Source organism: Actinoplanes utahensis, from assembly GCF_016862455.1.
Taxonomy (GTDB): domain Bacteria; phylum Actinomycetota; class Actinomycetes; order Mycobacteriales; family Micromonosporaceae; genus Actinoplanes; species Actinoplanes utahensis.
On record NZ_BOMZ01000015.1, the window covers coordinates 90,569 to 111,527 of the forward strand.

Below are 20,959 nucleotides of genomic sequence, written 5' to 3' on the forward strand. Positions count from 1 at the left end.
CCCCATGCGGTCTTGCCTCGACCTGTGACCTCCGTGTGGGCCATGGGCGTGAATACCTCATTGCCGCGAATCGTTCGAGGGCGCGGCAGGGGACGACTCACGAACTTGCCGTAGATGCCGTAGCATCCTGCGGCATGCTATGGTGTGACCGTGGAGGAGAGAGCGAATGAGCCCCTGAGCCGGGAGGGTGAAGCTGCCACGCTCCCGGATTGGCGTGACGAGAAATGGGGGCTGCGGGTCCGGCTGGCCCTGTTCTTGGTGTCGCAGGTCGGCGAAGGAAACACGTTCACACTGGCTCAGCTCCGGGAAGCGTTCCCGGGTCACTCGGAGATCGGGCGGCGGCTCCGTGACCTCCGCCCTGGCGGTTGGGGGATTGAGGGGCCGCGCGACGATCGATCCCTTCGGCCCGACGAATACCGTCTGGTCAAGATCGGCTCACCGGTCTGGGAGAAGGCGCACCGCTCCGACGGTCTCCGCATGATCTCGGCGAGCGTCCGCCATCAGGTGCTATTGCGCGACGGATATCGGTGTGCCGCTTGCGGTGTCCTCGCCGGCGAGCCGTACGCGGAGGATCCCACCTCGCAAGCCCACCTGACGGTCCAGCACATCACGCCGATCATGCATGGCGGCGGGACCGATGCGAGCAACCTGATCACCCTGTGCTCGCTCTGCAACGTCGCCGTCGGCTCCGCCCCACCTGTCGCGTCAGCTGAGGAGGCGTGGTCGCGGGCCGTCAGCCTTTCCCCGAAAGACCAGGCCAGATTGTTGGCCTGGCTGATCCGTGGCCGACGTGAGGCGTCCCCGTTGGAGTCCGCCGCTTCCGCGATCTTCCGCCTGCCGCCCGGCGAGCGTGCCGAGATCCTCGGCCGATTGGCCGATCACCTGGCGCAGTGACCGTCTGCCCCCGGGATCGCCATCGTCCCGGGCGGCAGTGACAAGTGTGGCGGCACCCGCTCCAACGGGTGCCGCCATGAAGGAACCCGCCCCAAACCCATGGAGAAAGGATCCAACCTTGAGCCTACGTCAGATCCCGCCGCCGGAGCCGCCGCGGAATCCCGGAGACGGTGAGGTGTCTCTGCGTGTCCTGCTGATCGCCCTCGTGGCGCTGGCGCTCGGCGCGATCGCATGGCGCTTCCCGTTCACGGTGAACCCGATTCTCGTCACCGTGGCGGCCTACGCGGTCTTCGACCGCCTGACGGCGAAGCAGCCGGCCCGCTAGGAGTCGTGCCAGGGGGCATCCTGGCGTTCACTACCCGACGGCCGGGCGGTGAGAGCCGGGATGCTCCCAGCACGGCAGGGGGCTTTTCGGGAAGAGGTGAACGCGGGGCATTGCCCTGGCCGTCCCGCGCTGTTGTCACCCGCCGTCGTTCGTCGAAGCCACCTGATCGGCGGCCGGCGACGGTGAGCCTCCGCGGTCAATCCCCGGAGAAACCCCAGAAGTAGATCTCCGCCGGCTCACCGGCCTGGTCGTGCAGGACCGCGCAACGCCCGACCCACCGCTCCGTGGCGAGCGGCTCCAACTCCGCCACGTGCTCCCGGGTCGGTCTCGCCACCCCGACCCGCTCCAGGGCCTCCGCCTCATCGACGACATGAACGGTCCCGCACGTGGCCCGCCCCGGGACGGTGACGATCTCCCGCACGTCGAGGATCGAGTGAGTGCCGGAATCCTGCACGATCTCCTCGGCCCACAGCTCCTCCTCGGTGCGTGGCCGGTCCGGGAAGTCGGCGGCCGAGGTCTTGTTCTGACGGGGGACCGCCCACCAGTAGTCACCCTCCGCGAAGGCCCGCTCCCGCAACCCGTCGAGCGCCGCCTGCAGATCAGGCTGGTAGGGGACGTGGTAACTCCACCAGGAAGCGCCCATGATTCCTCCTCATCGTTCTCCCGAGGACGCTATCCGGACCCCCTGACATTTTCGGCGGAGCGGGAGGCGTGCTCGCGAAGGCGGGGCGGGAGGCGTGCCCGTGAAGGCAAGGCGGGAGGCGTGCCCGTGAAGGCGGGGCGGGAGGCGTGCCCGCGAAAGGCGGGGCGGGAGGCGTGCCCGCGAACGCCGCGACGCACGGCGTACCCCCGAAGAAAGCCGGCAAAGCCGGTCATGACCGCCATCCCGAGCCCTCGCTGGTGTTCAGCGAAGTCACAGCGGGCACTCGGATGAACACGATGCCGGCCGATGTTCCGTGGAGGGCGGGTCACAAGCCCGCAACCTGAAGGAGTGAACGTGCATCGCCACCACAACGGCCTCAAAACGGCCGCCCTGCTGGGTCTGCTGACCGGTCTCATCCTGACTGTCGGCTACTGGCTCGGAGGCAGCACCGGCCTGATCCTCGCGGTGATCATCTCGCTGGTCACCAACGCTGTCAGCTACTTCTATTCCGACCGGATCGCGCTGCGGGCGATGGGCGCCCGCCCGGTGACCGAGCCCGAGCTGCCCGGTCTCTACCGGATCGTCCGTGAGCTGGCGACGACCGCCGGCCAGCCGATGCCCCGTCTCTACGTCTCTCCGGCCTCGCAGCCGAACGCGTTCGCGACCGGCCGTGACCCGGAGCACGCCGCGGTCGCGGTGACCGCCGGCATCCTGAACCTGTTGGAGCCGCGTGAGATGCGCGCGGTGATCGGTCACGAGTTGTCCCATGTCTACAACCGCGACATCTTGATCTCCAGTGTCGCCGGGGGTCTGGCCGGCATCATCACGATGCTGGCGAACCTGGCGTTCTTCCTACCGTTCGGCGGTTCGGGCGATGATGACGGCCCGAATCCGGCCGGCTTGCTGATGATGATGATTCTCGGTCCGCTCGCCGCGTCGGTCATCCAGCTGGCGATCAGCCGGAACCGGGAGTTCCAGGCGGACGCCTCCGGCGCCACGCTGACCGGCGATCCGCTCGCGCTGGCGAGTGCCCTGGAGAAGATTCATTTCGGTACGCGACGCGCGGCCCTGCCCGCCGACGGCCGGTTGACGAGCGCCGCGCACCTGATGATCGCCAGCCCGTTCTCCGGTGGTGGGGTGGCCGCTCTGTTCTCCACCCACCCGCCGATGGTGGAGCGAATTCGCCGTCTGCATGAGCAGGCCGCTCTGACCAGGCACGCCGCGTGATCAACGTGACAGCGCCTCACGTTTGGATCGGGGTGGTCGGCCGCCGACGTTAACCTCGGAGCCCGTTACCGATCAGCACCCGGAGGCCAGTTCGTGACCGCATTGCGTCAGTACCTTGGCGTGTGGCAGCTTCCGGGCGCACGGACCCTGCTGATCGTCGGGATCCTCGCCCGGCTCGGCATCGGGATGACCCCGCTCGCGCTGCTCCTGCTGGTCGAGCAGGCCACCGGGCGGTACGCGGCGGCCGGCCTGGCCGGTGGCGTCTACGCGCTGGCCGGCGCCGCGCTCAGCCCGATCGCCGGCCGGCTCGCCGACCGGATCGGCGCCTCCCCGATCCTGCTGGCCACGGCCGTGCTGCACCCGCTCGCGCTGGGCGGTCTGCTGCTGGCCAGCCGGGGTGGCGCGGAGGCCCTGGAGTGGATCTTCGTGGCGTCGGCGGCGGCCGGGGCCACGTACCCTCCGCTGACCGCGGCGATCCGCCGCGCCTGGACCGACATGACCGCCCCCGGCACCGGCCGCCACGATCTGCGGTCCGCCGCCATAGCCGCCGAGACCTCGCTGTTCGAGCTGGTCTTCGTGCTCGGCCCGATGCTCGTCGCGGCGTTCATGGTGCTCACCGGTGAGCCGGAGTCCGCACTGATCAGTGCGGCCGTGGCGACGCTGGCCGGCACCGCGTGGATCGCCCGTCTCCCGGTGATGCGGCACCGCGGCGCCCATGACCCGGAGACCGCCGCCAAGGGCCTGGGCCCGCTGCGGACCGGCGGCTTCCCGGCGCTGTTGCTGTGTGTCGGCGCGCTCGGCGTCGCGTTCGGGGCGGCCGGTGTGATCGTTCCCGCGTACGCTGCCCAGCACGGCGGCGGCGACTCCCTCGGCGGTGTCCTGCTCGGCGTCTGGGGCATCGGCAGCGCGATCGGCGGCATCTGGTTCGGCACCCGGCGCCCGGCGATGGCGCTGACCAGGCAGTTCGCTTGGCTGCTGGCCGCGGTGTCGGCGAGTTTCCTGGTGCTGGCGTTCATGCCGAGCCCGCTCTGGCTGGGCGCCGCCCTGGTGTTCGGCGGCGCCACCATCGCCCCCGCCCTGACCGTGGAGAACAGTCTGGTCGGCCGGATCTCCCCGGCCGGCATGCTGAACGAGGCGTACACCTGGATGGTCACCGTGTCGGTCGGCGGCAGCGCGGCCGGCGGCGCCCTGGCCGGCGTGATCGTCGACCAGCCGGGCGGCCTGCCCTGGTCGTTCGGCTTCGCGGCCGCCGTGTTGCTGGTCGCCGCGGCGGTGGCGGCGCTCCCGGACGGGCCGATGGCCCGGGCCGACCGGCAGGCCGCCGAGCGGCTCGACTCGGCGCTCGCGGCGGACCCCGCATGATCGCCAGGATTGGATAGCCTGGCGGGAAGCGGGTAGCGAGGGGGCGGCGATGTCCAAAGAGGTCGACACCATGCGCGCTGCTGACGCCGACCGCCAGCAGATCGCCGACCGGTTGAAGACCGCCCTCGACGAGGGCCGCCTCTCCCTGCATGAGTACGACGAGCGCGTCGGCGCCGCCTACGCCGCACGCACCTACGCCGAGTTGATGGTCCTCGTCAAGGATCTGCCGCGGCCCGGGATGACGAGCGCCGAGGTGGCCGCGCAGGCCCGCCGGTCCGCCCGTCGTCTGCCCACCGCCCTGATCGTCCTCTGGACCGTCTGGGGCGCCGTCACCGCGATCAACGTCGTCGCCTACCTCCTGGTCGCCGTCACCGTCGACCTGGTCTATCCGTGGCCGCTCTGGCTGCTCGTGCCGGGCGCCGCGCTCGGCGCGGTGACCGTCGGCACCCAGGTGATCCGTAATCAGAATCGGAAAGATTGAGCTCCGCATGACCGCACCGACCCGCGTTCCCCTGTCCGTGCTCGACCTGGCCACGGTTCGGGAAGGACACGGCAGCGCCGACGCGCTGCGCGGCACCATCGAGATCGCCGAGGCCGCCGACGAGCTGGGCTACTCCCGTTTCTGGGTGGCCGAGCACCACAACATGCCGGCCGTCGCGTCGACCTCGCCGCCCGTTCTGATCGGCGCGATCGCCGCGCACACCCGCGACATCCGGGTCGGTTCCGGCGGCGTCATGCTCCCCAACCACATGCCGTTCGTGGTGGCCGAGCAGTTCGCCCTGTTGGAGGCGCTCTATCCGGGCCGGGTCGACCTGGGTGTCGGCCGTGCTCCCGGCACCGACCAGGCCACCGCGGCCGCGTTGCGCGGCGTCTCGCCGTACCTGACCGTCGAGCAGTTCCCCGAGCACCTGAAGACGCTGCTGGGCCTGCTCGGCGACGCCCGGGTCCCGTCGTCCCGGCTGACCGCGACCCCGGCCGCCGAGACGTTCCCCGAGGTGTGGATGCTCGGCTCGTCCACCTACGGCGCACAGATCGCCGCCGCGCTCGGCCTGCCGTTCTGTTACGCGTACCACTTCGCCATGTCCTCCGACGTGGACAGCGCCCTCGGCCTCTACCGGGACGGTTTCCAGCCGTCGCCGCGCTACCCGCATCCGTGGGCCATGGTCAGCGCCTCGGTCCTGGCCGCCGAGACCACCGAGGAGGCGCAGTTCCTGGCCGGCCCGAGCCGGATCATGGCGCTCAGCCTGCGCACCGGCCGCCTCGGCCCGATGGTGTCCCCGGAGACGGCCGCCGGCCGCGAGCTCACCGACCTGGACCGCGCCGTCCTGGAGTCCCTGCCCGGCACGCAGTACGCGGGCACCGCCGACGAGGTCGTCGCCGCCCTGGAGGCTCTGATCGAGCGCACCGGAGCCGACGAGCTCATGCTCGCCGGCTCGGTCTACGACCCCGCCACCCGGATCGACAGCCTGGCCCGCATCGCCAAAGCCTGGTCGAGATGACCTGGCATCTCACCTCCGACGTCCTTCTCTTCGAGAAGACCATCGGGCCGTTCCTGAGGTCCGCCCCGGTGCGGCACACCCTCCTTCTCACGGTGACCGCCGCCTTGCGCTTGCGAGGCCCGCATGTGTACGGCCCCCACGATCCGATCCTCGGCTGGTGGACCGACGACTCCACCGGCGCGATCTGCGGCGCCCTGCTGCGGACACCGCCGCACCCGCTGACCCTCACCGAGGTCCCGCCGGAGGCTCTCTCGGCGGCCGCCTCCGCCTTCGTGTCGCACCCGCTGACCGCGGTCAATCTGCTCGCCGCTGACGCGCCCGCCTTCACCGAGGCCTGGCTGTCCCTGGCCGGCGGCGTCGCGCGGGCCGGCCGCCGCACCCGCCTGTTCCGCCTGTCCGGTCTGGAGGAGCCCACCGTGCCCGGCACCGCCCGGCTCGCCACCAGCGCCGACCGCTTGCTGCTCCACCACTGGTCCCGCGCGTTCCACGACGACATCGACGAGCAGCCCGGAGACCTGGGTGCCACCATCGACGACCGTCTGAGCTACCAGGGCATCGTCCTGTGGGAGTCGGCCGGCACTCCGGTGTCGATGGCCGCGTACAGCCGCATCGAATCCGGCATGGCCCGCATCCAGTCCGTCTACACGCCGCCGGAGCACCGCCGTCAGGGTTTCGGTGGCGCCGTCACCGCGGCCGCCACCGGGAATGCGCTGGACGCCGGCGCGATCGACGTGGTCCTCTTCACCGACGTGGCCAACCCGACGAGCAACGCCCTGTATCAGCGTCTCGGCTACCGGCCGATCGAAGACCGAGTGGTGGTGGAATTCTCCTCATGACAAGCGGAATCGTTCTCTCCCTGAACGTCGGCCGAGCCGAACCCAACCCGGCCAAGGGCGTCAACGAGACCGGCATCGGCAAACGCCCGGTCGACCACGCCGTGACGGTCCGCCCACCCGGCCCCAAGACGACCGGCCTGCACAGCGGCGTGGTCGGCGACTTCATCGGCGACACCAAGCATCACGGCGGCGACGACCAGGCCGTCTACGCCTACGCCATCGAGGACTACGCCTGGTGGTCCGCGGAGCTGGGCCGCGATCTGCCACCCGCCCTGTTCGGCGAGAACCTGACCACCGAGGGCCTGGACCTCTACAACGCCGTCCTCGGCGACCGCTGGCGCGTCGGCGACTCGGTGATCCTGGAGACCACGTTCGGCCGCATCCCGTGCGCCACCTTCCAGCACCGGATGGGTGAGCCCCGCTGGATCAAACGCTTCGCCGCCTCCAACCGCACCGGCGCCTACCTGCGCATCCTCCAGGGCGGCGAGATCCGTCCCGGCGACTCCATCGAGGTCTTCGAACGCCCCGACCACGGCCTGACTCTGTCCGAGGCCTTCGACATCTACATGCACCACCCGGAGAACCTGTCCCGCCTCCTGGTCGCCGACGCCCTCCCCGCGTCCACGCGCACCGAGATCGAGAAGCGCATCCGCTGAGAAACCTCCAGCACCTCCCCGTCTAGGCCCGCCACCCCCAGCAGTACCGCCGACCGGCGACCCGGCCACCGCGACCATCCCTTTCCAGCCCTGCTCCGCGTGCCATCCGGTACGCCCAGCACCGCGCCTACCGGCAGGACTGGATCCTGTCCGGCTGGCTATGACTGCTGTCTCCCGCCAGTTGAGACAGCACTGAGAGCCAGCCGCGGTTCTCCGGCTGGTCGTCACTGCTGTCTCGCCGGCTCCGAGACAGCAGTCATAGCCAGCCGGAAGGAACCCGGTGCCCGGCTTACCCGCCGGTCGGCCGCGAGACAGTCCCGTAGCGGCTGCCGCGGGGTGAGAGGGCCGAGCGCTGAAACCCGGTTGCCGGGTGGCGGAGGATGTCGTCGATGAGGAAGACACCAGCCGAACGCGATCGGGCTGACCTGGAGCGGCGGCTGGAGAGCTTGCAGCTGCCGGTCGTGCCGCTCCAACACCATGGGTTTCTGGCGCCGTCGGACCGTGCGGTGACCGAGGGCGTTCCGGAGGCGGTCGGCGTTGGGCCAGACGGCACTGCCTTCGCCGTCTGGCCACACCGGGAGGAGTCCTGTCGCAAGCAGGTGACCTGGCACTTCGGCGGGAAGGAAGTCGCCGGTGCGATCGATGTGGAGACGAACCTCCGCGTGTCGTTCGTGCAACCGCTACCGGAAGGACGGGTCGTGCTGGCGGCGGCTCGCGCTCGGCGTGGCACGCCCAACGGTGAGGTGTGGACGCGCGACGGCGGTCTGGAGCACAGGGGCAACCTTGGTGATGCCATCGAGGAACTCCAGACGACGCCCTCGGGCAAAATATGGGCGGGATACTTCGACGAGGGTGCGCTGGGCGGAGCCGGGCCGGAGGGCCATGGTCTTGCCCGGTTCAATCAAGACCTGACCGTCGACTGGCTTTACCCGCGAGGTGCCGGGCTGCCCTACATCTCCGACTGCTACACGCTCAACCTTCACGGCGAAACCGCCCACTTCTGCCCTTACACCGACTTCCGCATCCAGTCGGCGTCAGGTGACAAGGTCACGGACTGGGGAGCGTCTCCCTATCGGTTCGCCCACAGCATGCTGGTCAGTGGCGCAGACCGTGCGCTGCTGAAGGGATCCGGCTCCGAGTACGACGTCGTGACCCTGCTGCGAATCGACAGCGACGGGGTGCGCCGCGTCGGCGGGCAGTGCCGCATCGTTCTGCCCAACGGCATCGAAGCGCAACGGCTTCGCTACACCTGCAGGGGCGGCGATCTGCACGCTTTCGACAAGTGGGGAAAGTGGTACCGCACCAGCTTGGACGCGCTGAGCGCGGTGGCCGGCGCTGCTCAACCATGACGGTGATCCCGCAACTGTGATCAGGGTCCCTGGTCACAGAAGAGGGCCGGCGACGGAATCGAACCCGCAGTTCGGGCCGAGGGATGTGTACACGCTCGAGCTGCGGCTACGGGCGGTCCATCCGCGTCGTCGGAGGCCGGCCTTCTCTCTATGGGGTGACGCCCGGCGATGCGACTCCAACAAGTCCCACGGCGAGGTATCGGCGAGCCCCAGAACCGAGGTGAAGAGGGGGAGAGGCGTTCCCGTGGAGGGTCGTAGACAGCCGGATCTTGCCGGACTTGCTAGATCACAACGAGAACGGCCCCGGACCGCGTTTCCGCTGGTACCGGGGCCGTTCTGTGTGCCTGTGGCGGGTAGAGGATTCGAACCTCTGTAGCTTTCGCGACGGATTTACAGTCCGCTCCCATTGGCCGCTCGGGCAACCCGCCTGGGCAGCCACCCCGGTTTCCCGCGGCGGCGGACATAAGAATAGCCGTAGCGCGGACGGCTTCAACAACCGGGTACGGTCGGCATGTCGCGGGCCGTAGTGCGCCCGCTGTAGAGCATCGACAAGCATCCAGCCGCAGGAGTCTGATCATGGCAGCCAACCCGTCGTTCGACATCGTGAGCAAGGTCGACCGGCAGGAGGTCGACAACGCGTTCAACCAGGCGGAGAAGGAGCTCGGCACCCGGTTCGACTTCCGGGGTACGGGTACCACGCTGGCCAAGTCGGGTGAGGCGTTCACGATCACCTCGGAGACGGAGGAGCGGGCCACGGCCGCGCTCGACGTCTTCAAGGAGAAGCTGGTGAAGCGCAACATCTCGCTGAAGGCGCTGGACGCCGGGGAGCCGCGGCAGTCCGGCAAGACGTACAAGATCGACCTGAAGGTGGTCGAGGGGATCGAGGCCGACAAGGCCAAGGCGATCAGCAAGAAGATCCGGGACGAGGGCCCGAAGGGTGTGCAGGCCCAGATCCAGGGCGACCAGCTTCGGGTGACCGGTAAGAAGCGGGACGACCTGCAGGCCGTGATCGCGCTGCTCAAGCAGGAGGACTTCGGGGTCGCCCTGCAGTTCAACAACTACCGCTAGTCGTGCCGGCCGGCTCGGTGACGGGCCGGCCCACGGCGTACCCCCGAAAAGGGGCTGAAAGCAGCGAACCGGGAGCGGGCCGCCGGCCGGGAGCGCAGACTGGGCTGATGAGCAAGGCGGCGGCTCTGGTCGGGCTGGTGCTGGTGGTGCTGGGCGCTCGGATGGCGCTCACCGGCCGCGCGCCCGCGGTGATTGCGCGTTCCTTCCGCACGCCGCGGGAGGCGGGCGTCTATCACCTGCTTTTCGGTCTGGCTCTGCTGGTGTTCTCGTTCGGGATGGCGTTGCTGGCCGATCTCGCCGCCACGATCGCCACGGTTCTGGCGATCGGGCTGTGTGCGGTGGCCGTGGTCTGTTTCCGGCCGGGGGCGCGGGGTCGTGGCGGGCAGCGGCCGCCGGCCCGTACCCCGTCCGGCATGTGATTCCCGCCATGGGCGATGCGCTCGGCGCGGGTGACCGGTTACGAATGGCCCATGGATCTGACCGACGCCGTTCTCTCGTTCGCTGTGCTGGGCGCGCTGCTGACGATCACTCCGGGTCTGGACACCGCGCTGGTTCTCCGGGCCGCTGTCACGATGGGGCGTGGTCCGGCGTTCGCGACCGCGCTGGGCATCGGCGCCGGTTCTCTGGCCTGGGGTGCGGCGGCCGCGGTGGGCGCTTCGGCGCTGCTGGCCGCGTCGACTGCCGGTTACACCGTGCTGCGTGTGGTCGGCGCGGCCTACATGATCTATCTCGGGGTGCGGATGGTCCGGGACGCTCTGCGGCGTGACAAGGGCGCTGCCGAGGCCGAGGCGGCCCCGAGCACGCCGACGTTGTGGAGCACGTTCGGCCGCGGTCTGCTCACCAACCTGCTCAATCCCAAGGTGGGCGTCTTCTATCTGGCGGTGATCCCGCAGTTCATCCCGCAGGGAGCGGATCCGCTGGGCACCGGCCTGCTGCTGGCGCTGGTGCACGGTATCGAGGGTCTGCTCTGGTTCACCGTGATCATCCTGGGCGCGCAGGCGGCGCGTGGTTTCCTGGCTCGGCGCGCGGTGCGGCGTACCGTCGACGCCGGGACCGGAGCGGTTCTGCTCGGTTTCGGTGTGCGACTGGGTCTGGCGAGCGACTAGGGGTCTGTGATGATCGATCCGGTGGTGGACGTGTCCTGGATCCGGGGTCGTCCCGTGGTGCTCGCCGATGTCCGGTGGTACCTGGACGGTCGTTCCGGCCGGGCGGCCTACGAGCGGGGGCATCTGCCGGGCGCGGTCTTCATCGACCTGGACGCGGCTCTGGCCGGCCCGGCGTCGCCTGCCGAGGGGCGTCATCCGCTGCCGGATCCGGAGGTGTTCGCGGCGGCGATGTCGGCGGCGGGCATCAACGATCAAGATCCGGTGATTGGGTACGACGACGCGGGCGGAGTGGTGGCCGCCCGGCTGGTCTGGTTGCTCCGGGCGATCGGACACGACGCCGCCCTGCTGGACGGTGGGCTGACCGCCTGGCCGGGGGAGTTGAGCACCGAGGTTCCGTCCCGCCCGCCGGCCTCGTTCACCGCCCGCCCGTGGCCGGCGGACCGGCTGGCCTCGCTGGAGGAGGCGGCTGCCGGTCCGGCGATCGTGCTGGACGCCCGCGACCGGCCCCGGTTCCGTGGTGACACCGAGCCGGTGGATCCGCGTGCCGGTCACATCCCGGGTGCCCGCAACCTGCCGTGCCGGGACAATGTCGGCGCCGACGGCCGGTTCCTGCCGGTGGCCGATCTGCGGGAGCGGTTCGCCGCCGCCGGGGTGGACGGCGCCGCCGATGTGATCTCGTACTGCGGGTCCGGCGTGACCGCCTGCCACAACCTGATCGCTCTGGAGCACGCCGGCCTCGGGCCGGGCCGTCTCTACCCCGGCTCCTGGTCGCAGTACAGCCACACGGGCCGTCCCGCGGCCATCGGAGACTAGTCCGGCCGTCCGGCGAGGTTGCGTGCCCGTGCCTCGGTGGCCGGGTCGAAACCCTGGTACCCGGTCTCGGTGTGCTGGCGGGCCTGGTCGTCGATCCAGCGCTGATGGGATTCCCAGGCGGCCTGTTTGCTGGTGCCGAGGGCGGTGCCGATCTGGGACCAGGAGGCGCCGGCTCCGCGTGCGGACCGGATCATGGCCTGTCGCCCGTACCCCGCCTTGCGAATGATCACTTCGCTCAGCGCGAGCATCTCGAGGGTCTCCTCACGGGAGAGCGCCGGCTCGTCGTTGGGGTCCATCGCGGCGAGGGCGTCGCGCATCCGCAGGGCGTCGTATCGGTTGGTGGCTGTGGTGAGGGTGTGCTGCCGCTCCAGTTCGTCGGGATCGCTCATCCGCCGAGTCTGTCGTCAGGCCAACTTGACGTCAAGCCATCCTGACGATTCCGGATGAATACAGTTCGCTTCTCCCCCTAAACCGGCTACAAAACCGCCAATTCTTCAGGGGTAGACCTGATGGCATGCTCCACCGTTCGGCCAGGATTTGCTGGAGCGTCGCCACGACCCGCCGATGAACGCTCCCTGTCGCACAACTGGTGTGGCACCATCATGTGCACCCCCAATTGACACGAGTTCCCCAATGGAGGAGCAGGCTATGTCTGCACGGAAGCTGGGCCGGTTCGCCGGTCTGCTATTGGCTCTGGCCATTGCCTTCGGTGGTCTCAGTGACGTGGCTTCGGGCCCGGAGAGCACTCAGGCCGAGGTGCTGCGGACCCAGGTCTGGGAGTGGGCCTGACAACTCGATCCGCGTTGACGAGCTAGGACGGTTGGCGCCGGCTGGAGAGGGGTCACGATGGCCAAACATCCCCCGGCGCGGCCGGCCTCGGATCGTGCTTGGCTGATCACCTACCCGCTGGCGCTGGTGGCGCTCATCCTCACCGTCGGGTTCTGGATCGCCGACCCAGACTGGTGGAAAGCCTGGCCCGTCGCCTGTCTGTTCTTTCTGGGTTACCTGCTCGCGCTGCGAGACGCCTTCTTCATCGTGATCCGGCGGGGCACCTTCACCTTCGCCGTGACCGATGTGCCCTTCGTGCTGGCGCTCTTCTATCTGCCGCCGGTGATGGTGATCATCGTGGTGGTCGGCGCCACCTTGACCTCGCAGTACTGGTCGAGGATGCCACCCGCCAAACTGTGGTTCAACGGCGCGAAGTCGGCAGCCGGCAGTACCGCGGCGGTGTTGCTGCTCGCCGCCCTGCCCGACCTCACCGAGCCTGATCCCGGCACGTGGCTGGCGCTGGCCGCCGCCGCCGAGGTGGCGTCCCTGGTCGAGTTCCTCAGCCTGACCGGCGTGCTCAGCCTGGTGCAGGACGTCCGGACCGGCCGGGCCGCTTTCCGGGCCGGCTGGACCGCGTTCGTCGCCAATGCCGTCTGCGTCGTGATCGGCCTGACCTTCCTGGTCGCTCTCGAGGCCACCATGTGGTCCGCGATCCTGCTGGCGATCCTGACCGGCGCCCTGGTCGTCGTCCTCCGGTCGTACACCGAGTTCTACCGGCGCCACCAGACCCTCGCCGACGTCTACGAGCTCACCCAGGCGCTGCGCGACTCCGGCAGCCACAGCAGCATGCCGGACGTGCTGCTGGGCCGGGTGCGCGCGCTGATGCAGTCCGAGTTCGCGACCCTGTGGCTGGCCCCGCAGGGCCGCCATCCCGAGGTGCTGCTCACCGCCCGGCTCGAGCACAAGGGCCTGCTCGACATCGAGCCGACACCCGAGGTGGTCCGGAAACGGGCCCTCGAGACGCAGGCCGCCACCGGGGTCGGCAACCGGTTCCCCGGCACCGAGGACCTCCGGCCGCACCTGCGGGCCGCCAAGGTCAAGGACGTCCTGGTGATCCCGCTCAGATCCGGCAAGGCGGTCATCGGCACGCTGGAGGTCGCGAACCGCCTCGGGGACAACCGCACCTTCCGCGAGACCGACGTACAGGTGCTCGAGACGATCGCCGCGCACGCCGCGGTCGCCCTGGAGAACTCCCGGCTGGTCGACCGGCTGCGGTACGACGCGTACCACGACCGCCTCACCGGACTGCCCAACCGTCGCCGGGTGATCGACGCGCTCGCCGAGGCGGTGAAGGTGCGGGCCGAGGACGAGGTCGTCGCGATCATGCTGTTCGACGTCGACGGCCAGCGCAACGTCAACGAGTCGATGGGCCACGCCGCCGGCGACAAGCTGCTCAGCGAGACGGCCGACCGGCTCCGCCGGATCGCCGACTCGGGGGCGCTGGTCGGCCGGATCGGCGGCGACGAGTTCGTGGTCACGCTCCGGGCGCCGAGCATCGACGCCACCATCGAGATCGCCACCCGGATGCGCGAGCGTCTGCGCGGCCCGATGGCCGTCGGCTCGCTCACCCTGGACGTGAACACCGCTGTCGGCGTCTCGGTCTATCCGGATCACGGCAACGACCCGGAGACCCTGCTGCAGCGGGCCGAGCTGGCCGCCAACGCGGCAAAGGTCCTGCCGTACGGTGTCCAGCCCTTCCACCCGGCCCTGGAGTCCCGTGCGGTCCGCCGACTGGGCATCGCCGCGGACCTGCGCCGCGCTCTCGACAACGACCAGCTGGAGGTCTACTTCCAGCCCAAGGTGACGCTCGCCGACCGGCACGTGGTGGGTGTGGAGTGCCTGGCCCGCTGGGTGCACCCGGCGCACGGCGAGGTCGCCCCGGAGGACTTCGTGGCGGTGGCCGAGCACACCGGCCAGCTGGCCCGGCTCACCGAGGTGGTGCTGGTCGCCGGCCTGAAGCGCTGCCGGTCCTGGTCCGACGCGGAGCGGCCGTTCTCGGTCGCGGTCAACCTGTCGGCCCGGATCCTGCTCGACTCCCGTTTCCCCGAGCTGGTCCGGGAGTTGCTGGAGGAGCACGGGGTCGAGCCCGGCCTGGTGACCTTCGAGATCTCCGAGCCGGGCATGCTCAGCGACATCGAGCGCGTCCTGCCGTCCCTCTACCGGTTGCGTGACCTGGGTGTGCGGCTGAGCGTCGACGACTTCGGCACCGGCGCCTCCTCGCTGGCCTATCTGCGGCAGTGGCCGGTGCACGAGGTGAAGATCGACGACAGCTTCGTGCAGGGGATGGCGACGGACTCCGGTGACCTCGCGATCGTCCGGGCGGTGATCGGGCTCTCCCGCGAGTTCGGTCTCACGGTGGTGGCCGAGGGCGTGGAGAGCGAACTCACCCTGGAGCTGCTCGAGGAGATGGGCTGCGAGATCGGTCAGGGTTACCTGTTCAGCCGGCCGTTGCCGTTCGAGCGGCTGGAGGCCTGGCTGAACGCCCAGACGGAGCCGGAATCCACCCCGACCGGTGAGGTCCGACGGCTCCGAGCAGTGATCTGAGCAGGCGTTCCGATCAAAGGGGGGTACTGATTTCACCCCCGCTCGCGGGCCGTGTAGTCTTACTTCTGCAAGCGAGCGAGAGATCGCAAGCGGGCAAGCCCCCTTAGCTCAGTCGGCAGAGCGTCTCCATGGTAAGGAGAAGGTCTACGGTTCGATTCCGTAAGGGGGCTCTACCGGGTTCGTTCCGCCTGGAGCTGGACTTGGAGCTCGGCGGTGTAGCTCAGATGGCAGAGCAAGCGGCTCATAATCGCTGTGTCGCCGGTTCAATTCCGGCCACCGCTACTTTCTCTCCTGTGGATCCCCATCCGGGGCCCCACTTTGCGAAGCGGCGGACTTAGCGTCTACGCTGGTTCGTCGTCAGTTAGAACCCCGTTAGCAGGAAGGCACCCCGCCGTGGCCAAGGCGACCGACGTCCGTCCGAAGATCACCCTGGCGTGCACGGAGTGCAAGGACCGGAACTACATCACCAAGAAGAACCGGCGTAACGACCCGGACCGCGTGGAGCTGAAGAAGTTCTGCCCGCGCGACGGGAAGCACACCCTGCACCGCGAGACCCGCTGAGGTTCAGCACCACGTTCTTTCACTGCGCCGCCCGGAGTCACTCCGGGCGGCGCAGTGCTGTTTCCGCAGTCCGCGGAATATTTCTGCACTCGTAGTGCTATATCTTTGCCGGGTCCGGCCGGTAGTTTGTGGACATGCCTCTGGACCAATCCTTCGTCGGCCGCAGCTGGCCGCCCACCGAGCCCTACCTGGTCGGCCGCGAGAAGATCCGGGAGTTCGCCCGGGCGATCGGCGCCACCGACGCCGAGTTCCACGACCCCGCGGCCGCTCGTGCCCTGGGCTACACCGATGTGGTGGCCCCGCCCACCTTCCCGGTCACGATCACGATGGCGGCCAGCCGCGAGGTGGTGGCCGACCCCGCGCTCGGCGTCGACTACAGCCGCGTCGTCCACGGCGACCAGCGCTTCGCGTACAAGCGGCCGGTCGTCGCCGGTGACGCGCTGGTCTGCGTCAACACGGTCGAGGAGATCACCAGCCGGGGCGGGCACGAGTTCCTGACCACCCGCACCGACGTGACCACCGAGGCCGGCGAGCCGGTCGTGACCGTCTGGTCGAAACTCGTGGTGCGAGGAGAGGGCTGATGACCGCAGAGCTGGAGCCGCAGACCTTCCGGGTGACCCGGGCCGATCTGGTGCGCTACGCGGGCGCCTCAGGCGATTTCAACCCGATCCACTGGAGTGACCGGATCGCCACCGGCGTCGGGCTGCCCGGCGTCATCGCGCACGGCATGTTCACGATGGCTCTGGTGGGCCGTGCCGTCACCGCGTGGGCCGGCGCCCCGGACGCGGTCGTCGAGTTCGGTGTGCGGTTCAGCCGCCCTGTCCCGGTGCCCGACACCGACGAGGGGACCGAGGTCGTGGTGACCGCCACGGTCAAGGAGATCACCGACGAGGGACACACTCGACTGAGCCTGACTGCGACATGCAACGGGGACAAGGTACTGTCCATGGCACAGGCGCTTGTCAGGAAGCGGTAACCCGGGTTGGGATAACGCCGGGCGTACCCGTACACTGGTGCGCCGTGGGGCTCTGAAGTCGTGAGGCATCAGGTCCCGCAAAGGGGTGTAGCTCAATTGGCAGAGCAGCGGTCTCCAAAACCGCAGGCTGCAGGTTCAAGTCCTGTCACCCCTGCGCAATCCTCCTCGACGTGCCCGCCCGGTGCGCGGTCCGCACAAACTCCGCGTCCGGTCGAGCCCTGACGGGAGCATCAGGACCACCACGACGGAAGTAGGGCGAAGTGGCCGAGAAGGACCGGCCCGGTGACGACGTCCCGGGCGACGACGCGCTCGGCGACGCCGCTACCGGCGGTGAGTTTCCCGATGACAACGCCGACGATGCGCTGACGAGCCGTGATGGTGGCGTCGCACTCGCCGAGGCGAAGGACGCGGACAGCTCGAAGGCCAAGAAGGTCCGGGGCGGGGGCCCGTTCGGCCGGATCGGCGGTTTCTTCCGCGAGGTGGTCAGCGAGCTGCGCAAGGTCATCTGGCCGACGCGCAAGGAGCTTCTGACCTACACCAGCGTGGTGATCGTTTTCGTGGTGATCATGACGGCCCTGGTCGCCGGCCTGGACTACGCCTTCGGCAAGGCCATCCTCGCGGCCCTGGGTTGATCCACGCGGACCGTGTCCCCGCCAGTCAGGACCGAGAGACATTCTGGAAGTGAGCGAGCGTGCCTGAGTACGACGACGAGACCGCGCAGTACGGTGACGAGCCGTCGTCGCTGGAGACCGACGAGTCGGTAGAGGCTGCCGACTCGCCGGCCGAGGTCGAGGCTGAGACCGAGGCCGAGGAGACCCAGGCGCCCGAGGCCGACGAGGACTACGACCCGGTCAAGGAGCTGCGGCAGAAGCTGCGGTACGCGCCCGGCGACTGGTACGTGGTGCACTCGTACGCCGGTTACGAGAACAAGGTCAAGACCAACCTCGAGACCCGGATCACCAGCCTCGACATGGAGGATTTCATCTTCCAGGTCGAGGTGCCGACCCGCGAAGAGGTCGAGGTCAAGAACGGCAAGCGCAACCAGGTGCAGGCCAAGGTCTTCCCCGGTTACATCCTGGTCCGGATGGATCTGACCCCCGAGTCGTACTCCTGCGTGCGCAACACGCCTGGGGTGACCGGCTTCGTGGGCGCCACCGACCGGGTCGACCGGCCGGCCCCGCTCTCCCTCGACGAGGTGCTGAAGTGGCTGGCCCCGGCCGTCCAGGCCGAGGAGAAGAAGCCGAAGGCCGAGGTCAGGGTCCTCGACTTCGAGGTCGGCGACTCGGTCACCGTCACCGACGGCGCGTTCGCCTCGCTGCCGGCGTCGATCAGCGAGATCAACGCCGACCAGCAGAAGCTGAAGGTCCTGGTGTCGATCTTCGGCCGAGAGACCCCGGTCGAGCTCAACTTCAACCAGGTCACCAAGATCTGATCGCCGGATCCCCGGCGATGTCAGTGGGAGGGGCCGCCATGGCGCGGCCCCGCCATCTACCACAGGAGTAATGAGAAATGGCTCAGCGCAGCAAGGCGTACCGCGCCGCAGCGGAGAAGATCGACGCGAACAAGCTCTACGAGCCCAAGGACGCGATCACTCTGGCCAAGGAGACCAACCCGGTCAAGTTCGACGCCACCGTCGAGGTCTCGATGCGCCTCGGTGTCGACCCGCGTAAGGCCGACCAGATGGTCCGCGGCACGGTCAACCTGCCGCACGGCACCGGTAAGACCGCCCGCGTCATCGTCTTCGCCCAGGGCGCGAAGGCCGAGGAGGCCGTCGCGGCCGGCGCCGACGAGGTGGGCACCGACGAGCTCGTCGCCCGGATCCAGGGTGGCTGGCTGGACTTCGACGCCGCGATCGCGACGCCGGACCAGATGGCCAAGATCGGCCGGATCGCCCGGATCCTCGGCCCGCGTGGCCTCATGCCGAACCCGAAGACCGGCACCGTCACCGTCGACGTGACCAAGGCCGTCAACGAGATCAAGGGCGGCAAGATCACCTTCCGGGTGGACAAGCACTCGAACCTGCACCTGATCATCGGCAAGGCCTCCTTCTCGGCCGAGCAGCTGATCGACAACTACGCCGCGGTGCTGGACGAGGTCCTCCGCTCGAAGCCGTCCGCGGCCAAGGGCAAGTACCTGAAGAAGGTCACCGTCGCCACCACGATGGGTCCCGGCGTCCAGGTGGACCCGAACGTGCAGAAGAACCTGCGCGGCGACGCCTCCGCCTGATCCAGCTCGACCGAGTGCCCCCGGGATTCTCCCCGGGGGCACTCGGCATTTCCAGGCCTGCGTCGTGGTCGCGATCTGTGAGAGGCTTCCGGCCGTGCGTTTCGACAAGGTCTGGTTCCGGTACGCCCGCCGCGCTCCCTGGACCCTGCACGACATCGACGCGTCCCTCGAGCCCGGCCGGACGATCGTGCTCCTCGGCCGCAACGGCGCCGGCAAATCCACGCTGCTGCAGCTGGCGGCCGGGGTGCTGCGCCCGTCCCGCGGCGTGATCCGGGACCGTCCCGCCGTGATCGGCTGGGTGCCGGAGCGGTTCCCCGCCGCCCAGCCCTTCACCACCCTCGGTTACCTGCGGGCGATGGCCGGGATCCGTGGCCTGCCCGCCACCGCGGCCGACCCGTGGATCGACCGTCTCGGCCTGGCGCCCTTCACCGAGACCCCGCTGCCGGACCTGTCCAAAGGCACCGCCCAGAAGGTCGGCCTGGCCCAGGCGCTGCTCGCCCCACCCGGCCTCCTCGTCCTCGACGAGCCCTGGGAGGGCCTGGACGCCCCCTCCCGCGAACTGATTCCGCAGATCGTCGCCGAAGTCACCACCGCCGGCGGCTCGGTCCTGGTCAGCGACCACCGCGGTGAGATCGCCAACCTTCCCGACGCCCTGCACTGGACCATCGCCGACCACACGCTCCACCGGCCCACTCCCGCCCTCGTGCCCACCGCCGGCCCGAACCCGCCCTCTGCCATGGGTTCCGGCGCCATCGCGCCCTTCTCCGCGGGAACGGCTGCACCGTCCTCCCGCCCGGCGCATGACGGTGGGGGAGTGGTGATCGAGGTGGTGGTGCGGCGGCACGAGGCCGCTGCGGTGGTGGACCGGCTCCGGGCCGAGGGACACCGCATTCTGGGGGTACGGGACGAGCACCCCACCCGGACCGCCGGCATGCTTGAGCACCTCCGGGACGACGACTCGGGTATCACGCCGATCGGGGACGCTCCGGGCGTACCCCGAAAGGAGACCGCGGAGAGGGAGGGGCGATGATCGCGCTCGCCCGGATGAGGCTGGCCGGTTTTCTGCGGGGTGGCCGGGCGCTCGCGCCGCTGATCGCCGTCCTGGCGGTCCTGTCCGTCATCTACGGCGGTGGCCCGTCGACGGCCGCCAGCGCCTACGGCTATTCGGCCGTCTGTCTGTTCCCGATCCTGGCCTGGCTCACCAAGGTCCTGCTGGACACCGAACCGGACGGTCAACGTCACCTGGCCCGCCTCGCCGTGGGCCCGTTCCGTGAGGGCGCCGCCGGTCTTCTCGCCGCGACGGTCCTGGCTCTGGGCGTCTCGGTGCTGGCGATGGCGACCCCGTGGCTGTTCCAGGGGATCCGCCCGCCGGAGCCGGGCAGCGGCGAGCCGCCGACCCCGGCCGGTGTCCTTCTCGGGATGCTGGCGCATCTGCTGGCCGTGGTCGCCGCGGTGGCGCTCGGTGCGCTGGCCGGCCGTGCCGTCACCCGCCGGGTGCTGCCGGGTGTCGCGGTCCTGGCCACCGGCTCGATCCTGACGATCGTGTTCGGTCTGCGCGATTCGATCGCGCCGTGGCTGGTGCCGCCGGTGATGGCGACCGCCCGGGAACTGGCCGCCGTGCCGCTGCCGGGCGCCGGCACGTTCGCTGTGCTCGCCGCCTGGACGGTTGCCTGGTGTGCCGTCGCCGCGGGCCTCTATGCCCGTCTGCGCCGATCCCGCTCCTGACCGGCGCGGGTCCGCATCCTCGGGGCCGGAGGAGGGCGGGACGGGTGAGTGGGGGCCGATTTGGCTTTCGGTGGCAGGGCCGCGTACTGTTGCAACTCGAAGTTCCACCCATAGACCGCTGGTCGCCGCAACAACCGTCGTCAAGGCGGACGTCGCGGCCGAAGGTTCCGCTGCAAGCGGGCGTCCTGCGTAGGGAGAACGGTTCGTGATCGTCCACCGCCGATGCGTGTGTTCGACTCCGCCCCGTGCCCTGCGCCCGGGGCGTTTTGCTTTTCTTGCGCGGACCCTCTCGACCAGTGGCTGAAGCACTGAGAGAGGAGG

General features: G+C 69.6%; 25 protein-coding genes and 4 tRNA genes. 26 read left to right on the plus strand and 3 right to left on the minus strand.

Features of this window, described 5'->3' with window-relative positions:
- Positions 1–144: 144 nt before the first annotated feature.
- Positions 145–894 (plus strand): HNH endonuclease, encoded by a 750-nt coding sequence (locus tag Aut01nite_RS03985; RefSeq protein WP_052164388.1) that lies wholly within the window; start codon positions 145–147, stop codon positions 892–894.
- 118 nt (positions 895–1,012) lie between these two features.
- Positions 1,013–1,219, plus strand: a complete 207-nt coding sequence (locus Aut01nite_RS03990) for a hypothetical protein (protein WP_043531149.1) — start codon at positions 1,013–1,015, stop codon at positions 1,217–1,219.
- 196 nt (positions 1,220–1,415) lie between these two features.
- Here the strand turns inward: Aut01nite_RS03990 and Aut01nite_RS03995 are convergent, their stop codons facing one another.
- Positions 1,416–1,862 carry a hypothetical protein gene (locus tag Aut01nite_RS03995; RefSeq protein WP_043531147.1) on the minus strand — a complete coding sequence of 149 codons (447 nt, stop codon included), beginning with the start codon at positions 1,860–1,862 and terminating at the stop codon, positions 1,416–1,418.
- Positions 1,863–2,168: 306 nt separating this feature from the next.
- On the opposite strand from Aut01nite_RS03995, the gene htpX reads away from it, so the two are divergent.
- The 7 genes from htpX to Aut01nite_RS04030 all read left to right on the plus strand — a co-directional run bounded on the left by htpX (position 2,169) and on the right by Aut01nite_RS04030 (position 8,791).
- Entirely contained in the window at positions 2,169–3,089 is a 921-nt protein-coding gene (htpX, locus tag Aut01nite_RS04000) for a zinc metalloprotease HtpX (protein WP_052164387.1), read from the plus strand.
- Between the two features lie 93 nt (positions 3,090–3,182).
- Complete coding sequence (locus Aut01nite_RS04005; RefSeq protein WP_043531145.1) at positions 3,183–4,451, plus strand: MFS transporter; 1,269 nt, start codon at positions 3,183–3,185, stop codon at positions 4,449–4,451.
- Between the two features lie 49 nt (positions 4,452–4,500).
- Positions 4,501–4,932 (plus strand): DUF1707 SHOCT-like domain-containing protein, encoded by a 432-nt coding sequence (locus Aut01nite_RS04010; RefSeq protein WP_043531143.1) that lies wholly within the window; start codon positions 4,501–4,503, stop codon positions 4,930–4,932.
- Between the two features lie 7 nt (positions 4,933–4,939).
- Positions 4,940–5,950 (plus strand): LLM class flavin-dependent oxidoreductase, encoded by a 1,011-nt coding sequence (locus tag Aut01nite_RS04015; RefSeq protein ID WP_043531141.1) that lies wholly within the window; start codon positions 4,940–4,942, stop codon positions 5,948–5,950.
- Complete coding sequence (locus Aut01nite_RS44205; RefSeq protein WP_043531139.1) at positions 5,947–6,786, plus strand: GNAT family N-acetyltransferase; 840 nt, start codon at positions 5,947–5,949, stop codon at positions 6,784–6,786. The genes Aut01nite_RS04015 and Aut01nite_RS44205 overlap by 4 nt, the downstream gene beginning before the upstream one ends.
- Positions 6,783–7,442, plus strand: coding sequence for an MOSC domain-containing protein (locus tag Aut01nite_RS04025; RefSeq protein WP_043531137.1), 660 nt, complete (start codon positions 6,783–6,785; stop codon positions 7,440–7,442). Before Aut01nite_RS44205 ends, Aut01nite_RS04025 begins: the two co-directional genes overlap by 4 nt.
- A 389-nt stretch (positions 7,443–7,831) precedes the next feature.
- Positions 7,832–8,791, plus strand: a complete 960-nt coding sequence (locus Aut01nite_RS04030) for a hypothetical protein (protein ID WP_043531135.1) — start codon at positions 7,832–7,834, stop codon at positions 8,789–8,791.
- 347 nt (positions 8,792–9,138) lie between these two features.
- Here Aut01nite_RS04030 and Aut01nite_RS04035 read toward each other — a convergent pair.
- A tRNA-Tyr gene (locus Aut01nite_RS04035) sits at positions 9,139–9,219 on the minus strand.
- 148 nt (positions 9,220–9,367) lie between these two features.
- On the opposite strand from Aut01nite_RS04035, the gene Aut01nite_RS04040 reads away from it, so the two are divergent.
- From Aut01nite_RS04040 to Aut01nite_RS04055, 4 genes are all read left to right on the plus strand, one after another.
- Positions 9,368–9,859 (plus strand): YajQ family cyclic di-GMP-binding protein, encoded by a 492-nt coding sequence (locus Aut01nite_RS04040; protein ID WP_043531133.1) that lies wholly within the window; start codon positions 9,368–9,370, stop codon positions 9,857–9,859.
- A gap of 107 nt (positions 9,860–9,966) precedes the next feature.
- Positions 9,967–10,278 (plus strand): hypothetical protein, encoded by a 312-nt coding sequence (locus tag Aut01nite_RS04045; protein WP_052164386.1) that lies wholly within the window; start codon positions 9,967–9,969, stop codon positions 10,276–10,278.
- A 51-nt stretch (positions 10,279–10,329) separates the two neighbouring features.
- Positions 10,330–10,965 (plus strand): LysE family translocator, encoded by a 636-nt coding sequence (locus Aut01nite_RS04050; RefSeq protein WP_043531131.1) that lies wholly within the window; start codon positions 10,330–10,332, stop codon positions 10,963–10,965.
- Between the two features lie 9 nt (positions 10,966–10,974).
- The gene (locus Aut01nite_RS04055; RefSeq protein ID WP_043531305.1) at positions 10,975–11,778 is read left to right on the plus strand and encodes a sulfurtransferase; all 804 of its coding nucleotides are present in this window, start codon (positions 10,975–10,977) and stop codon (positions 11,776–11,778) included.
- On the opposite strand, the gene Aut01nite_RS04060 is transcribed toward Aut01nite_RS04055, so the two are convergent.
- Positions 11,775–12,167 carry a hypothetical protein gene (locus Aut01nite_RS04060; protein ID WP_043531129.1) on the minus strand — a complete coding sequence of 131 codons (393 nt, stop codon included), beginning with the start codon at positions 12,165–12,167 and terminating at the stop codon, positions 11,775–11,777. The genes Aut01nite_RS04055 and Aut01nite_RS04060 overlap by 4 nt on opposite strands.
- 259 nt (positions 12,168–12,426) lie before the next feature.
- Between Aut01nite_RS04060 and Aut01nite_RS04065 the strand changes: the two genes are divergently transcribed.
- The 13 genes from Aut01nite_RS04065 (at position 12,427) to Aut01nite_RS04125 (ending at position 20,638) form a co-directional block, all read left to right on the plus strand.
- Positions 12,427–12,567, plus strand: coding sequence for a hypothetical protein (locus Aut01nite_RS04065; RefSeq protein WP_161790734.1), 141 nt, complete (start codon positions 12,427–12,429; stop codon positions 12,565–12,567).
- Positions 12,568–12,624: 57 nt separating this feature from the next.
- The gene (locus Aut01nite_RS04070) at positions 12,625–15,150 is read left to right on the plus strand and encodes a putative bifunctional diguanylate cyclase/phosphodiesterase (RefSeq protein WP_043531127.1); all 2,526 of its coding nucleotides are present in this window, start codon (positions 12,625–12,627) and stop codon (positions 15,148–15,150) included.
- A gap of 97 nt (positions 15,151–15,247) precedes the next feature.
- Positions 15,248–15,320, plus strand: a tRNA-Thr gene (locus tag Aut01nite_RS04075).
- Positions 15,321–15,359: 39 nt separating this feature from the next.
- A tRNA-Met gene (locus Aut01nite_RS04080) sits at positions 15,360–15,432 on the plus strand.
- 111 nt (positions 15,433–15,543) lie between these two features.
- Complete coding sequence (gene rpmG, locus Aut01nite_RS04085) at positions 15,544–15,711, plus strand: 50S ribosomal protein L33 (protein ID WP_014687739.1); 168 nt, start codon at positions 15,544–15,546, stop codon at positions 15,709–15,711.
- A gap of 134 nt (positions 15,712–15,845) precedes the next feature.
- Positions 15,846–16,292 carry a MaoC family dehydratase N-terminal domain-containing protein gene (locus tag Aut01nite_RS04090; RefSeq protein WP_043531303.1) on the plus strand — a complete coding sequence of 149 codons (447 nt, stop codon included), beginning with the start codon at positions 15,846–15,848 and terminating at the stop codon, positions 16,290–16,292.
- Entirely contained in the window at positions 16,292–16,687 is a 396-nt protein-coding gene (locus tag Aut01nite_RS04095; RefSeq protein WP_043531123.1) for a MaoC family dehydratase, read from the plus strand. The genes Aut01nite_RS04090 and Aut01nite_RS04095 overlap by 1 nt, the downstream gene beginning before the upstream one ends.
- An 81-nt stretch (positions 16,688–16,768) precedes the next feature.
- A tRNA-Trp gene (locus Aut01nite_RS04100) sits at positions 16,769–16,841 on the plus strand.
- A 106-nt stretch (positions 16,842–16,947) separates the two neighbouring features.
- Positions 16,948–17,319 (plus strand): preprotein translocase subunit SecE, encoded by a 372-nt coding sequence (secE, locus tag Aut01nite_RS04105; RefSeq protein ID WP_043531122.1) that lies wholly within the window; start codon positions 16,948–16,950, stop codon positions 17,317–17,319.
- A gap of 59 nt (positions 17,320–17,378) precedes the next feature.
- The gene (nusG, locus tag Aut01nite_RS04110) at positions 17,379–18,119 is read left to right on the plus strand and encodes a transcription termination/antitermination protein NusG (protein ID WP_043531120.1); all 741 of its coding nucleotides are present in this window, start codon (positions 17,379–17,381) and stop codon (positions 18,117–18,119) included.
- A 77-nt stretch (positions 18,120–18,196) separates the two neighbouring features.
- Positions 18,197–18,913 (plus strand): 50S ribosomal protein L1, encoded by a 717-nt coding sequence (gene rplA / locus Aut01nite_RS04115; protein ID WP_043531118.1) that lies wholly within the window; start codon positions 18,197–18,199, stop codon positions 18,911–18,913.
- Positions 18,914–19,007: 94 nt separating this feature from the next.
- Positions 19,008–19,943 carry an ATP-binding cassette domain-containing protein gene (locus Aut01nite_RS04120; protein ID WP_063958856.1) on the plus strand — a complete coding sequence of 312 codons (936 nt, stop codon included), beginning with the start codon at positions 19,008–19,010 and terminating at the stop codon, positions 19,941–19,943.
- Positions 19,940–20,638 carry a hypothetical protein gene (locus Aut01nite_RS04125; RefSeq protein WP_043531116.1) on the plus strand — a complete coding sequence of 233 codons (699 nt, stop codon included), beginning with the start codon at positions 19,940–19,942 and terminating at the stop codon, positions 20,636–20,638. Before Aut01nite_RS04120 ends, Aut01nite_RS04125 begins: the two co-directional genes overlap by 4 nt.
- The last annotated feature ends 321 nt before the right edge of the window (positions 20,639–20,959 follow it).